A 14,472-nucleotide genomic window follows, 5' to 3' on the forward strand; every position below is an offset into this window, starting at 1 on the left:
GATGAGTTATAAGAAAGTGTTTTATTCTATTTTGACAATATTTTCAGTAAGTATCGTCGCAAAAGCTCTTGGTTTTTTAAGAGAGACTTTTCTTGCAAATTACTTTGGAACTTCTCTTGAGATAGATCTGTATTATTTGGTCTATGGTATTTTTTTTGCTTTATCAGGTATTATTGGTTCTTCTATTGGTATAGCATATATTCCTGAACATTTTAAAAATAAAAGTTATAGTAATTGGAAAGAAAAATCTTATGAAATGTTTTTATTTACAGGTATTATATCTTTTTTTATAGTTTTAATAACATTTTTGTTTGCAGATGATTTTGGCAAGATGCTTAATTCGAATGGAACTATTAATAGTTTAGAAAAAATAGTATATTATATTAAGATAAATAGTTTAGCTTTTTTCTTTCAAACGTTAACCTTTTTTTTGGTAGCAGTTTTGAATGCGGAAAAAAAATTTGGTAGAGGTGAGTTGATTGGTACAGCATATAGTCTAACTGTTATTTTTTCATTATTTTTTTTGTATGAAAGATTGGGAATTCAAGCTATAATTTATAGTTTTTTAATTTCGTCAGTTTGTACATTTATTATTCTCTATTTGTATATATATGGGGTAAGGTATTACTTACCAAAGGTTTCGATTAAGTATTATATTCTGATTACTAGTGCTACTTTGATAGGGACAAGCACGATTTATATAGGACAAATTTATGATAGAATTATAGCTTCACGATTAGTTGAAGGTAGTCAATCTGCTTTGAGTTATTCTGGTAATATTCATAGTTTAGTTAATGTTTTTTTTATTGTTTCAATTGTTAATGTAATTTACAGTGAGCTTAATTCTTATGATAAAGAAAGTTTAGAGTTTAAAACGAATGTTAGTAGGTTAGTTAGTTTTTCTTTTTCACTTTTTTCTATAATTTTAATTCCTTTATCACTTTTTTTGTATTTATATTCATCGGAGGTAGTTTCTATTATTTTTAAGAGAGGTAATTTTGGCGATTATTCTGTTTCATTAACAAGTGATGTATTTCAAATGTATGTAATTGGATCTTTCTTTTTTGCATTGAGAGATCTGGGTAACAAACTATTTTATACGTTTGATAATAGGAAGATTCCTATTTATTTAGGAATAGTTTTTTTATTTATAAATTTTGCTTTATGCTATATTTTAGCATTATTTATGGGAGTGAAAGGTATTTCTTTAGCAGTCACGATTACAAGTTTGTTTTACATGATTTATGTGCTTTTTTTACTTTGGAAAAAGTACTCAATCTATATTAAAAGAAGGAATTTGTATGATTTTTTTAAAATTATATTTTTTTGTTTAATTGTGTATATTTTATTTTATTGCTTTCCAAACTGGCTTGAATTTGGAACTTCAAAAACGGATAAAATTTTTAGTTTAATTCTTAGTGGGGTAATTTATGTTGTTTCATATTTAATTTACTGTTATATTATTAATATTTCTTTGATTAGAAATAATGTCTTTAAATTGTTTAAAAAATAGTTAATGTGAAGTTTCTAATAAAAATAAAGCATATTTTGTTTGTAATACCTAGAATTGGTGTATATAATTTTTTTTATATTCTCTATTATTCTTTTTCTTTGAAAGTGGGTATACACAAGAGAAAATTTAATCTTGGTCCTTTTGTTGTAACTACTGATTTTTTTAGTAATGTTTCTTTTGAAAAAGTAAAGTCGAATTTAACACAAGAGGAAAAAGAGTTAATTGTTCATAAGGCTAATGGTGTAATAGAGAATTATTTTCAATTTTATAATTATTGGTTTTTTTACATTCCAGAAAATAAATATTGGTTTTTTGATCCATTTAGTAAAAAGAGTCTAGATAGCCTTGATAAACACTGGTGTGAGATTAACGAGTTTGATTTAAATACAGGTGATATCAAAAACTTATGGGAATTATCACGATTTGATTGGGTTCTCAGTCTAACTAAAGCCTATTGTTTGACGAATGATGAGGCTTATCTTTTGAAGTTAAATGCACTTTTAAAAGATTGGTGTACACATAATCCATATAATCAAGGGATTCATTGGAAATGTGGACAAGAAGCCTCTATAAGGGTAATGAAGTTATATAATGCTAGTTTACTTTTAAAAACACTATATGAGGTAAATGAGGGTCTTTTTGACTTTGTATTTAAGCATATCGAACGAATCAATGGAAATATTAACTATGCAATAGCTCAAAATAATAATCATGGTACTTCTGAAGCAGCTGTACTTTATATTGGATCGATATGGCTTTTAAAGCAAGAGAATTCTACTTTACTAACTAATCAAACAAAGAAAAGACTGATAGAGTATAAAAGCAGAGGAAGAAAAATACTCGAAAATCGTATTCAAAAGTTAATTTTACATGATGGTACTTTCTCTCAAAAATCAGTGAATTATCACCGTGTTGTCATGGATACTATCTCTTTTGTTTTATATGGAATGCAAGAATTCAAAGAACCAGAATTTTCTGCCGCTATTTTACTAAAATTAGATAAACTTGGTATGTGGTTACTTGATTTAGTTTCAAATGACAAAGGTGAAGTACCTAATTTAGGATCTAATGACGGTGCTATGTTTGAACAATTGCATGAATTAGATTATAGAGATTTTAGACCTAGTATTCAACTTTTTTTCGGATTATTACACCAACAAATAATTTGGGATTCAAGGGATGTTTTAGCTCCTTTAATTTGGCGTAATATAGATATGAGTCAATTCAAAAGAAACTATGAAGTTATAAATAAATGTGATGTAAAAGATAGCGAGTTTGTACAACTAGTGTATAAAAACCTTAAAACATTAGTAGTTGCTAAACAGGATAACTTCAGACCATCTAATGATATCCTTCATTTGGATGTTTTTTATAAAGGGGTAAATATTATGTTGGATACGGGGAGTTATTCTTATAATGCCTTGGAAACAAATTATTTTAAATCAATACGTGCACATAATACGATTCAGTTTGGATCAAGTGAGCCAATGCCTAAGATCAGTCGCTTTTTAAATGGAGAGTGGGTTAAGGTTGTTTCTGGAATTATAGCTGAAAATGATAACCAAATTTCCTGGGAAGGTTTTTATCGTGATTATAAAAAAAATCAACATAAACGAAAGATTTATATTGATAAGAGGAATCCAGAATTAACTGTTGTGGATATTTTCAAGTCTTCAAGTAAGGGACAAAAGGTATGTTTAAATTTCCATTTAATTAATGACTATGAAAACTATTTAGATCTTACTTGTTCAGATCAAAATGGAAACAATATTGAAGCGTTAGTTCATAAAGGAGAGCATTCATTGTATTATATGAATAAGAAGAAACATGTTATTGCTTCTTATATTTCAACAGAATCGGAAGGGACTTTTACAACGACTTTAAAATTTAAGTAATGAAAATACTATTAATACATCAATACTTTAAAGAAGCTGATGTGACAGGTGGAGCACGTTTTAATGAAATGACTCGTATTTGGAAAGAAGCAGGACACGAAATAACAGTATTAGCTGGAGATTTGGATGGGCAATCTTCTAAAAAACGTGAAGAATATAAAAAACATTTTGTAACTAAAAAATATCAAGATGGAATAGAAGTATTTCGATGTAATGTTTCGGAAACATATAATAAGAATTTTTTAGGCAGATTATGGGGGTATTTTTCTTTTGTTTTTTCTAGTACATATGCTGGACTTTTTAAAGTTAAGGGCAAGTTTGACGTAATATTAGTAACTTCTCCTCCTTTATTTGTTGGTATCACTGCATATATCTTATCTGTGTTTAAACGTACACCTTTTTTGTTTGAAATACGTGATTTATGGCCTGAGTCAGCTATTGATACGGGAGTTTTGAAAAATAAGTTAATTATCAAATTTGCTTATTGGTTTGAAAGGTTTATTTATAAGAAAGCAAAAGTAATTAATGTTTTGACGCCTGCTTTTTATACTAAGTTAGTTGAGAATAAAGCTGTAGCAAAGAGTAAAATTATAGAAATTCCAAACGCAGCTGATTTTGAAATGTCTGATGATTTGTTGAGTAATTTTGATTTTCAACAGTTTAGAAGGGATTTAGGTTGGAACGATAGGTTTGTAATTACTTATGTAGGTGCTCATGGTGTTGCAAATGGACTACATCAGATAAATGAAACAGCAAATCTATTGAGAAATACCAATGTTTTATTCGTTTTAATTGGAAACGGAATGAAGAAGGAGGAGCTTAAAAAGCAGACTATAGATATGGATTTAAGTAATGTAGTTTATTTTGATGCAATGCCTAAAAAGGAAGTATTAAAATATGTTTTAGCTTCAGATATGGGGGCATCAGTTCTAATTAAAAATGATACTTTCAAAACTGTGTATTCAAATAAAACATTTGATTATATGTCTTGTAGAAGACCTATTTTAATGGCAATTGATGGAGTTTCTCGTGAACTAGTAGAATTAGCTAATGCAGGAATCTTTGTTGAGCCTGAGAACCCAATTGATTTTGCAGCTAAGATAAAACATTACATGAGTGATAATAACTTAAGGTTAAAACAAGGAGAAAATGGATACAAGTATGCTAAACAGTATTTTGATCGAAATTATTTAGCTTTAAAATATTTAAATGAATTAAAAAAATTCGTACATAATGTATAAGTGTTTTTTGAAAAGAGTATTTGATTTTTTAGCAGCCTTTTTTGGTTTGTTGTTGTTAAGTCCAATATTTATAATTGTAATGATTGGATTGGCCTTTGCTAATCAAGGAAAGCCATTTTTCTTTCAAGCTCGTCCAGGTAGGAATGAAAGAATTTTCAAAATTATCAAGTTTAAATCCATGAACGATAAGAAAGATGTGGATGGAAATTTGTTGTCAGATGCGGAGCGCTTAACAGCTATAGGAGCTTTTGTACGTAAAACATCTTTAGATGAGATACCTCAGTTAATCAATGTATTGAAAGGAGATATGAGTTTGGTAGGGCCTAGACCATTAAGAACGTATTATTTACCATTATATAGTGAAGAACAAAAAAGGAGACATGAAGTTAGGCCAGGTATTACAGGTTGGGCACAAGTAAATGGACGCAATGCAATTTCATGGACAAAAAAATTTGAATTAGATGTTTACTATGTTAAACATATTAGTTTTTTATTTGATGTTAAGATCTTCTTTTTAACAATTAAGAAGGTATTTGTGAGGGAAGGAATTTCAAAAGAAGGACATGTTACTACTGAGGCATTTAATGGGAAAAATTAAAAGATGAAAGAGAAAGCTATAATTATTGGTGCAGGAACTTATGGACAAGTTTATGCTGAATATTTGAAAGAAGATTATAAGATATTAGGATTTGTAGATGATGATTTGAAACTGAAAGATAAAGTTATCAATGGATATAAGATATTGGGTAATATTGAATGGCTTTTTAATAACTGTGAACGTACTATTAATGTTTTTGTACCAATTGGAAATAATAAAATTAGAGTTTCTTTACTTACTAAACTAGAACAACAAGGATTTAATATACCAAGTTACATCCATCCAACTGTTAATATGCATAATTCTGTAAAAGTAGGTAAAGCTGTATATGTATTACCAGCGTGTAATTTTATGCCCTTATCTATAATTGAAGATTATGTCATGATCAGTATGGGGGTTAATGTTGCACATCATACTATTTTGGGAAAAGGTAGTTTTTATTCTCAAGGTAATAATGTTGGAGCTTCGATAAATATTAAAGAAAATGCTTATAGTGGTATTGGAGTTACTATAATGACTGGAGTAAAAGAAATTGGAGCTAATAGCTTGTTAGGTGCAAGTGCTGTTATTATAAGAGATGTACCAGATTATGCTGTTGTAGTAGGTAATCCTGGAAAGATTATTAAGTATACCAATCTTATTGAACAAATAGGATAACAACTAAATATACGAAACCACTCTATACGAGTGGTTTTTTAATAGATAGTATATCTAATTTTTGAAGTATATTTGAAGTAGTAAAAATGTGTTTTTAGAAATTTAAGTTACCTTATGAAATGGTTTATTAGTTATCTTATTGTTTTTTGTGTTGTTGTTAATTTTTGTTTAGTTTCTTGTAATCAGCAAGGTAAAAGTAATGAGAGTTCGACTGAATTGGAGTTGAAAAGGAAAGAGTTAGAACTACGTGAAAAGGAACTTGAATTAAAAGAAAGAGAATTTAACAGGAGTCAACAAACTGTAAATTACAGTAATAATTCTCAAAGTAAAGAAAGAAATCTTAGTGAGTTATACAACGAGGTTAAATCGGGAGTTTATATTATCTATGCGTCTAATGATTATTCTGTCTCTCAAGGATCTGCTTTTGTAGTAGACGATTATGGATTAGCAATTAGTAATTACCATGTTTTTGAAGGTGCAGATAACTATATAGCTGTTAATCATTTGAATCAGAATTTTATGATTACAGATATATATGAGTATGATAAAGAAAATGATTATGTTATCTTTAGAATAGGCGAAAGTATAGGACTTGATTTTTTAGACATTGCTAGTAAAAAATTAGCAGTTGGTGACAAATGTTTTACTATTGGAACTCCTCGTGGGATGAGTTTTACTCTATCTGAGGGGATAGTTTCTGGATATAGAGATAACAATAGTCTTGTTCAAACTACTACCAATATTACTCATGGTAGTAGTGGAGGTCCTTTAATGAATAGAGAAGGGAAAGTTATTGGTATTACAACGAGTACTTTAGGTGAAGGTAATTTGAATTTTGCAGTGAATATTAAGAAATTACCTTTGAGCAAATATTTGGGTAAACAACCTTTTGTTAGTTCAGGACAGCAGAATGATGTTAGTCATAGTGAACTTAAGTACTTTGTTCAACGCTATTACGAAATTTTAACGGATAAGGATTTTAATAGTTTATATACTATGTACGCTCCTACTTTGCGTAGATATTATAGTAAGTACGATATTTCTGTTAGCCAAGTGGTGCAAATAGCAAGAGATTATAATGATATTTTTAACATCAGAAAAGCTTCACATTACGTTCGATGGGATACTTTTGATTCTGATAAAGTGGGAGACTATTATGTGGTGGACTTTATTTTAGATTTGAAATTAGATCGATATGATAGGAATAAAGCTTCTAATTTTGTTAGTCATATTATTATGGTTTTAGATGGTAGTAAAAGGATTGTAAGTATCTATGAAGATATAATTAATAAGTATTAAGTGAAGGAGTTTTACTGACGCTATAGTTGATTAAAATTTAAAGTGCTTGTAACTCTTTTTGATTAGAACGTTTCGTTCCCTCAAAATAAAAGCTTGTTCCCATAATATTTTGATAGACATATTTATTTCGAATTATATTTGAACCTTTATTTTAGCGCTCTCTACTAAAGTAGGAGAAACGTTTTTAAAGTAGTCAGTATGGAAAAGGTAAAAACAAAGTGTACCCATTGTGGAGAATGGATAGAAGTAGAAGAAGGCCAAACAAAAGAGCAAGATAAACATCTTTCGGGTATTTTAGAATTATTTAGTCAGCATGAGGAGGAACAAGAGAGTAAAAGAATTGTTTTACAGTTTATTAAGTTAGAGGTTTTGGCCATGATACTTTATTTTACTGCAGACAAACAATTGCCTTGGTGGATTGTTTTTATCTGTATTGCATTAGTTTTTACATTATTTAGGAATGTGTTTGTGTGTTGGTTATATGTTTTGAGTTTGTCTTTTGCCTTGGGCTATATCGTCTTTCATAGTTTAGTTCAATGGGAACAAGGCAAGTGGTGGTGTGCGGCAGTGGTGTTTGTATTCACCTTTTTTATTCACGGTGCAGCCTTGATAAAAGATCGAAAACTTTTCAATTAATTGTTTAAAACTTCTTACCTTTAACCTTCAAATTTGAACAAAACATTACTGTATAATGAAGTCAAAAATATGGTTATCCTCTCCACATATGGGAGGTAATGAATTGAAGTATATTCACGAGGCATTTGATTCGAATTGGGTTGCTCCCTTAGGACCAAATGTAAATGGATTTGAAGCTGATTTGGAAAGTTTTTTAGCAGATGGTGTACAAGTTGCAGCTTTAAGCGCTGGAACTGCAGCTCTGCATTTAGGATTAGTAAACCTTGGAGTAGAGGCTGGAGACGAAGTAATCTGTCAGACAATGACTTTTTCCGCTTCTGCTAATCCAATTGCTTATTTAGGTGCCAAACCTGTCTTTGTGGATAGTGAAGCAGATACGTGGAATATGTGTCCAAAGGCTTTGGAGGATGCTATCAAGTCTCGCGCGATGGCAACTGGTAAAAAGCCAAAGGCTATTATCCCTGTTCACTTATATGGGATGCCTGCCAAGATGGATGAGATCATGGCGGTAGCTCGCAAGTACGAAGTGCCTGTATTGGAAGATGCTGCAGAGGGACTGGGGAGTACTTATAAAGGACGTCAATGTGGTACAATAGGACATATGGCTGCTTTGAGCTTCAACGGAAATAAAATCATAACAACTTCAGGCGGTGGTGCTTTGGTTTGTCAAACAAAAGAGCAAAAAGATCACGTGGTGTTCTTATCCACACAAGCTCGTGATACAGCGGCTCACTATCAACACTCTCACATTGGATACAACTACCGCATGAGTAATATCGTAGCGGGGATTGGTCGTGGACAAATGGAGGTGTTAAAGGATCGCATCGCGGCTCGTCGTTCCAATAATGCCTTTTACCAAGAATTGTTTAAGGATATCGAAGGGGTGACTGTATTTACTGAGCCTTCTGAGGATTTCTTCTCTAACCATTGGCTAAGCTGTATAACGATAGATGAAGCTGTTTGTGGAAAAAACAGAGAACAATTGCGTTTGGCACTTCTTGAGGATAATATCGAAACGCGTCCACTGTGGAAGCCAATGCACATGCAACCCGTTTTTCAAGATGCTCCATACTACGGAACCAATGTCGCTGAGAAGTTATTCGACCGAGGTCTTTGCTTGCCATCGGGAAGTAATTTAACAGATGAAGATAGAGCGCGTATAGCTAAGGCTGTAAGAGCGTTTTTTAAATAGAAAATAGTTCACAGTTACACTTTCCAGTTAATGGTAGTAAACATCCTGAGGCCTTCCAGGGCCTTCGCTAAAATTGTCTACCAGACATTTTCTTTAAGCTCAGTCTTTTTGTAAACAGTTAATTAATAACTAATTATATAAATTAAAAGCTATTGTTGAGAGATAATAGCTTTTTTTATTAGTTGCAGACTGTAGTTAAAACTATGTACTTTAGTGAATTTAGCTTTCAGCTTCTAAAAATGTTTACCTTTGATATATGGAATATTCACAGACTTTAGTCTGCTTTAACAAACTATGAACTTTCAATCCATAGTGGTTTGTTTTTTTTTAGTGTGTTGTGGTGCTTTATTGCTTTTTTATTTGAAATTTATTTAAATTTGAAGCGTATTTTTAAACTATAAATTTAGTGTTTTGAAGGGAACAAGATTATTTATATTATATGTAATGATTTCCGTTTTATTTATGGGGTGTGGAATGAATTCTAAAAGGGAATTGATTGCGCTTAAAAGGGAAGTTGTCGAAAGTTTTGTTGAAACTTTAGATTCTTCTCAATTGGTACAAATTATGTTAATTGAAAATAATAATGATTTTCACATATGGAGTGAGTATCTGAATTGTTCTGTATATTCTCTTCAACGAATAGAGAAAGGTAGAAGCTATTTAACAAGTAAAGGAGAAGATGCTTTGCGTAAAATTGTAAAAGAATTATTCGTGTTAAAAGCAAGTAAACGCATTAATTTCACTGATAATTTTAAGGAATTACGTTTAGTTATTTTTAATGATATTTTTAAGGGGCAACTATCTGAAAACAGAGATTTGACACGTTTTGAAACAACTATAGATTTAGTATGGGAAGAATTAGATTAACTTTAGGTAGATATGTAAGTACGTTTTTGACAATTCTGAGTGTTTTTTTCTTAGTTGGATGTAAGAAAGACAAAATACAAGAGATGGAAGACTTAAAGGTGAATAAACAAGCATATTTGTTGGAGAATATACGATTGGAAAAAGAAAGCCATATCAAATTTGTAAGTGAAATAAGTGAGCAAAAGAAAGAGTATTTTGATGAAAAGATAAATCAGTTTATTGAAGATTACGATAGTTTTGGAATGGTGAATATTCTAAGAAGACGTGTATTTAAAACTAATGAAGAGAACGTTAAGGAAATTTCCCAATCTATGCACTTAGCATTTAACTTGCTAGATTATCAGGAGTTTGAGCAAAAGAAAATAAATGAGTATTTAGATAGATTACAACTAAACAGAAGGCAGTTTGAATTAGGTGAAAAAGAGTTTTATACAGAGCAAGAAGTCTTAGATTGGAGAAATGGTACTGTACTGCAGAATATTAAAATGGGAGCAAATCAAATGGTAAATAATATTGAGGAGGATGCTACTAATGAAATTTTAAATCTAGTTCTTATAGTATGGGATTTTGTTGCTATTGTATTGTTTATATTATCCTTGGTGTTTGGAATTAGTTCTTTTGTAGTTCCTCAACCTTTTTCTATAGCTGGATCAATATTTTCTTTCTTTCTTGGTTTTATATTGCTTTTTTATACAGAAGGAAAACGCGAGGCTATTATACGAGAGAGTCTTAAGGATGTGGTATCAAATGAGTTTGTCTTTAAAGAAAGTAATGCTTTGTTGATTGGTTTAAATAAGAATACGGAGTTTTATTATAATTCAGGTCAAGAAGTGGATCCAATGCAAGTTCGTTTGATTATGGATGAAGACTTATCTAATGATGATTCTATTTATATAGAGGATAGTCAAAGTTTAGAGGTAGAGGAGATGGAGTATATAGAGGTCATTGAAAATGATGTAAAATAGGAGGAGGAACAAGATCGAGAAGAAAAAAAGAAAAGGTAAGTGATAAACATTAATGCAGTAAACTCGGCTATGTAAAAAAAAATATAATGAAGTATAAGTTATTAGTTTTAACGGTATTGTTTATATTGTTTTCTTCTTGTAATAAAGTTGCAAAACAAACAGTAAAAAGTATGCCTAAGCGTTTTCTTGTTACTGCCTTAAAGACTAACGTGGTTGAAAAAAGTTCAATTTTTACTAAAAACCTTGAAATTAAAAATGCAAAACTTTTTTTAACTCAATTTAAAATTGATTCTAAATATTTAACGAAAATTAATATTTTAGATGAAAAGCAATGGGTTGATCTAACGACAGAAATGAATAAGTTTGCTGAGTTTAGAAAATGGATTATATCCAATCCAGACCAGATTGTTACATATAAAAAGATTTACGCTAATCGTTCTCTGCGTACAGATATGGGCTACTTAAAGAGTGTTTCAAGACAACTAATAGAGAACCCAAATAAGAAGCCTGTAATAGTTATTCGAAGAGGAGCAGTCAATAGAACAGATTACAAAGTTAAGTTAGTTGCTAAAGTGTTTAAGCATAAAGAATTTCACATTAAAGGTGTTTTTCCTGATTTTTCAAATTATACTGCTTTTTCTACAAAGCTGCGAGCAGAACAGTATTTTTTAAGTGATCGTGCACAGTTTAAAATAGCTAAGAGAGAACTTCAAAGAGTAGTAGTTAATAATAATTCAAAAGCTATAGAAAAAAAGCTTCTTGAGATAAATGGTCATTCAAAATATTATCACCCTAATTATGGAGATGTTTCAGGTCGAAAACTTGTTGATTTGCAGATGAGAGATATTCAAAATCATAGTAAAGATAGAATTATTGGACTTACATGGCATCATAAGGAAGATTATGGAATAATCGACTTAGTGAATACTGAAGTACATAACAAAATACCCCATACTGGTGGAAGAGCTATTTGGGGAGGTGGCCGTCATTATAGATAAGAAGTAATTTCTTAATTTTATTATTAAAGTTCTTGATATTCTTAAAGCACTGATTCGGCAACGGGTAAATGATTTGGTAACGGGTAACCGATATAGGAGCCGAGAGGTTACGTGATAAAATATAAAATTAGTAGAGTAAAAAGCTGTTGTCGAAAGACAATGGCTTTTTTTATTAGCAGTGTTCCGGCTTCCGGTTTTCGGTTCCCAGTTCCTTGTTTCCTAATTGTCATTGATAAATTATTCATAATTCCCTTAAAATAAGATATCTTTATCATCAAGCTAAAAATACATTCTATGTTGGTAAAGCATTTTTACTTGGTGTTTTCGTCTTTTCTTTTTTTGTTTTCTTGTGATCGTGCAATTAAGCAAGATGTGCGTATCTATGAGCAGCTAATCGACAAGTATACCTTAGATGCTGTTGATTTAGAGCATGAACAACAAGATTTTACAGCCATTGAGCTTGAGAATGTCAAGGTGTTAAAACAAGCTATAGCATTAGTTAAAGCGAGTAAGAAAGGAGAGCTGACAGAAGGGGTATTTCTAAAGCAGGTGAACTTGCTTTATGATGCACTTCAAAACCCTGTGATTAGCCTTAGTGTTAAGGCTTGGATTTATAGCTATATAGGCTTTTATTTTTATGCAGAGAATGAGTATGTGCAAGCAGCTCCATATTTTATAGAGCTTTCCCTTCTTATCGAGAATCAACTAGAAGAGTTGAGCTTAGGTAAAGAGGATATATTGCTAAATACAGCATTCTTTTTTCAAACCTTAGAGGAATATCGCCTTGCACAGGAGTATTTCTCACTTATTTTAAATTTGCCTTTATTAGAAGATACCACAGCAGCTAAGGTTTACTTCAACTTGGGGGAGTTAGCCTATAGGCAAGTCAATTTTGTAAAGGCTAAAGAATACTATTTAAAAAGTCAAGGCTTTGCATTAGATACGAAAGATACTTTGCGCTATGCAAAAACTCTTGGAGGATTGGGACAAATAGACATGAAAGAGGGCAGGGTAAAGATGGGCAGGGAGTTGTTGGAAAAGGACTTTGTACTCTCAAGGCAAGTAGGGGATGTAAAGAATATGATGTACAGTAGATTGCTTCTCGCACAAGGATTGTTTGAGAATAATCAAATCGATAGCGCGTTTACTGCTTTAGAAGAGGCTTATGCTTATGCGTTTAAAATTGGAGGGGAAGTTGGTTATGAGTTTGAAATTCTCAGCTTTTTAAAACAAATTGCTCAATTAAAAAAAGAGGACAGCTTAGAGCTATACTATTCACGTGAAGTGGATAAAATAGCCCCAATAGCCAAAGAAAAGGAAGGGGAGCTTGCCATTCAATTAGTCAATGGAAAGTTGAACTATCACAAGATTCTTTGGGACTTAGAACTGAAAAAAGCAAAGGTTGAATCACTTTGGTATCAGCGTATTGTTTTATTTCTGGTTGTGAGTTTTCTGTGTTTGCTTTTATTAGGCGTTTATCTGTTTTTTAAACGCAGAAATAAGATGCAGGCATTTGCATATCAGACAAAGCTGATGCATTTTGAGTTAGCGCGAATCAAGTCAGAAGACCGATTGCACAAAGCCGAGAATACGCTTTCAGCGCATCAGCAGTTTCTCAGTGAAAAGACGACGCAAATTGCACAATTAGAGGAAGAATTACAAGCGCTGAAAAAATCATCCAGCACTTATTTAAAACACAATACACCAGCTATCCAGGAGTTGTTGCAGTCCCATCTTATGACAGAGGAAAACTGGGACTTGTTTAAGCTTGCTTTTTATAAAGAGCAAAAGCAGTATGTAGATTATCTTCAAAAACACTTTGCTGACTTAACAGAGAGTAATCTGCGTATTGTTTTATTGCAGAAAATTGGACTATCAAAAGAGCAAATTGCAAATTTGCTCGGTATAACTTCAGAGGCAGTTCGAAAGGCAAATCAGCGACTTAAAAAGAAATATGGGGAAAAGTATCATTTGCTTTAGGTCTGCTTTCCTTGGTCAAATTCGCGCTGTGAACGCAGCATTTTTTCTTTTTTTGGATTAGTTAGCCATTTACTATTTTCTTTTTCTCAGGTATTTGTTCTCTGTGATTACTTGGTTTTGAATTGTAATATTATTACAATTACGCGATTTAATTTTGTGAAATTAAGGGCTTAATGTACTTGTATGCTGTGTTTTAGGTGGTTTTTCATGTGTGTTTTTCTCTATTTGTCCCACTTTTGTCCCAGGTGTTTATTAGGTGTTTTTAGTAAGATTGATAAAGTTTGTAAAGCAAACAAAAACAATTATGCTGATGAAAACATCAATTACTTTTTTATATCTATTTCTATTTTCGCTTTTAAGTAGTCTGTGGACATTGTCAGAAGCATCTGACATAGCTTCTTCACTTAAGTTAGAGCGAACTGTGAAACAACACGATGAAAATTCAAACTTGTTTTTCGAATTACAGGGTGATCCTTTAACTGATGCAAGCTCGTTTATTACTACTTGGAAAATTTCATCCAGTAATGATTCTATTGCGTTTAATGTAAGAAATAATTATCAATACTCGTATGATGTTTATTGGGAGAAGGTTTGGATATCCAAACGAAATCTGGACAATTAGTTAAGCAGC

General features: G+C 31.3%; 13 protein-coding genes. All 13 read left to right on the plus strand.

The window, feature by feature from the left end:
• Position 1 precedes the first annotated feature (1 nt).
• The 13 genes from murJ to GJV76_RS10610 all read left to right on the plus strand — a co-directional run bounded on the left by murJ (position 2) and on the right by GJV76_RS10610 (position 14,463).
• A complete protein-coding gene (gene murJ / locus GJV76_RS10550; RefSeq protein ID WP_155092581.1) occupies positions 2 to 1,513 on the plus strand; it encodes a murein biosynthesis integral membrane protein MurJ in 1,512 nt (503 codons plus the stop codon).
• Positions 1,514 to 1,518: 5 nt separating this feature from the next.
• Positions 1,519 to 3,408: a heparinase II/III domain-containing protein gene (locus tag GJV76_RS10555; RefSeq protein ID WP_155092582.1), complete on the plus strand. Its 1,890-nt coding sequence runs from the start codon at positions 1,519 to 1,521 to the stop codon at positions 3,406 to 3,408.
• Complete coding sequence (locus GJV76_RS10560; RefSeq protein WP_155092583.1) at positions 3,408 to 4,649, plus strand: glycosyltransferase family 4 protein; 1,242 nt, start codon at positions 3,408 to 3,410, stop codon at positions 4,647 to 4,649. Before GJV76_RS10555 ends, GJV76_RS10560 begins: the two co-directional genes overlap by 1 nt.
• Complete coding sequence (locus GJV76_RS10565; protein WP_155092584.1) at positions 4,642 to 5,247, plus strand: sugar transferase; 606 nt, start codon at positions 4,642 to 4,644, stop codon at positions 5,245 to 5,247. The genes GJV76_RS10560 and GJV76_RS10565 overlap by 8 nt, the downstream gene beginning before the upstream one ends.
• A 3-nt stretch (positions 5,248 to 5,250) precedes the next feature.
• On the plus strand, positions 5,251 to 5,904 hold the full coding sequence (locus tag GJV76_RS10570; RefSeq protein ID WP_155092585.1) for an acetyltransferase: 654 nt from the start codon (positions 5,251 to 5,253) through the stop codon (positions 5,902 to 5,904).
• A gap of 114 nt (positions 5,905 to 6,018) precedes the next feature.
• A complete protein-coding gene (locus GJV76_RS10575; protein WP_155092586.1) occupies positions 6,019 to 7,203 on the plus strand; it encodes a S1 family peptidase in 1,185 nt (394 codons plus the stop codon).
• Positions 7,204 to 7,401: 198 nt separating this feature from the next.
• Positions 7,402 to 7,839, plus strand: coding sequence for a hypothetical protein (locus tag GJV76_RS10580; protein WP_155092587.1), 438 nt, complete (start codon positions 7,402 to 7,404; stop codon positions 7,837 to 7,839).
• Positions 7,840 to 7,894: 55 nt separating this feature from the next.
• Positions 7,895 to 9,031: a DegT/DnrJ/EryC1/StrS family aminotransferase gene (locus tag GJV76_RS10585; protein WP_155092588.1), complete on the plus strand. Its 1,137-nt coding sequence runs from the start codon at positions 7,895 to 7,897 to the stop codon at positions 9,029 to 9,031.
• Between the two features lie 411 nt (positions 9,032 to 9,442).
• Positions 9,443 to 9,898, plus strand: coding sequence for a hypothetical protein (locus tag GJV76_RS10590; protein ID WP_155092589.1), 456 nt, complete (start codon positions 9,443 to 9,445; stop codon positions 9,896 to 9,898).
• Positions 9,880 to 10,863: a hypothetical protein gene (locus GJV76_RS10595; RefSeq protein WP_155092590.1), complete on the plus strand. Its 984-nt coding sequence runs from the start codon at positions 9,880 to 9,882 to the stop codon at positions 10,861 to 10,863. The genes GJV76_RS10590 and GJV76_RS10595 overlap by 19 nt, the downstream gene beginning before the upstream one ends.
• Positions 10,864 to 10,949: 86 nt before the next feature.
• A complete protein-coding gene (locus GJV76_RS10600) occupies positions 10,950 to 11,861 on the plus strand; it encodes an HNH endonuclease (RefSeq protein ID WP_155092591.1) in 912 nt (303 codons plus the stop codon).
• 294 nt (positions 11,862 to 12,155) lie between these two features.
• Positions 12,156 to 13,841: a helix-turn-helix transcriptional regulator gene (locus GJV76_RS10605; protein ID WP_155092592.1), complete on the plus strand. Its 1,686-nt coding sequence runs from the start codon at positions 12,156 to 12,158 to the stop codon at positions 13,839 to 13,841.
• 310 nt (positions 13,842 to 14,151) lie between these two features.
• A complete protein-coding gene (locus GJV76_RS10610) occupies positions 14,152 to 14,463 on the plus strand; it encodes a hypothetical protein (protein ID WP_155092593.1) in 312 nt (103 codons plus the stop codon).
• Positions 14,464 to 14,472 lie beyond the last annotated feature (9 nt).

The organism is Myroides albus (assembly GCF_009711045.1).
Classification (GTDB): domain Bacteria; phylum Bacteroidota; class Bacteroidia; order Flavobacteriales; family Flavobacteriaceae; genus Flavobacterium; species Flavobacterium album_A.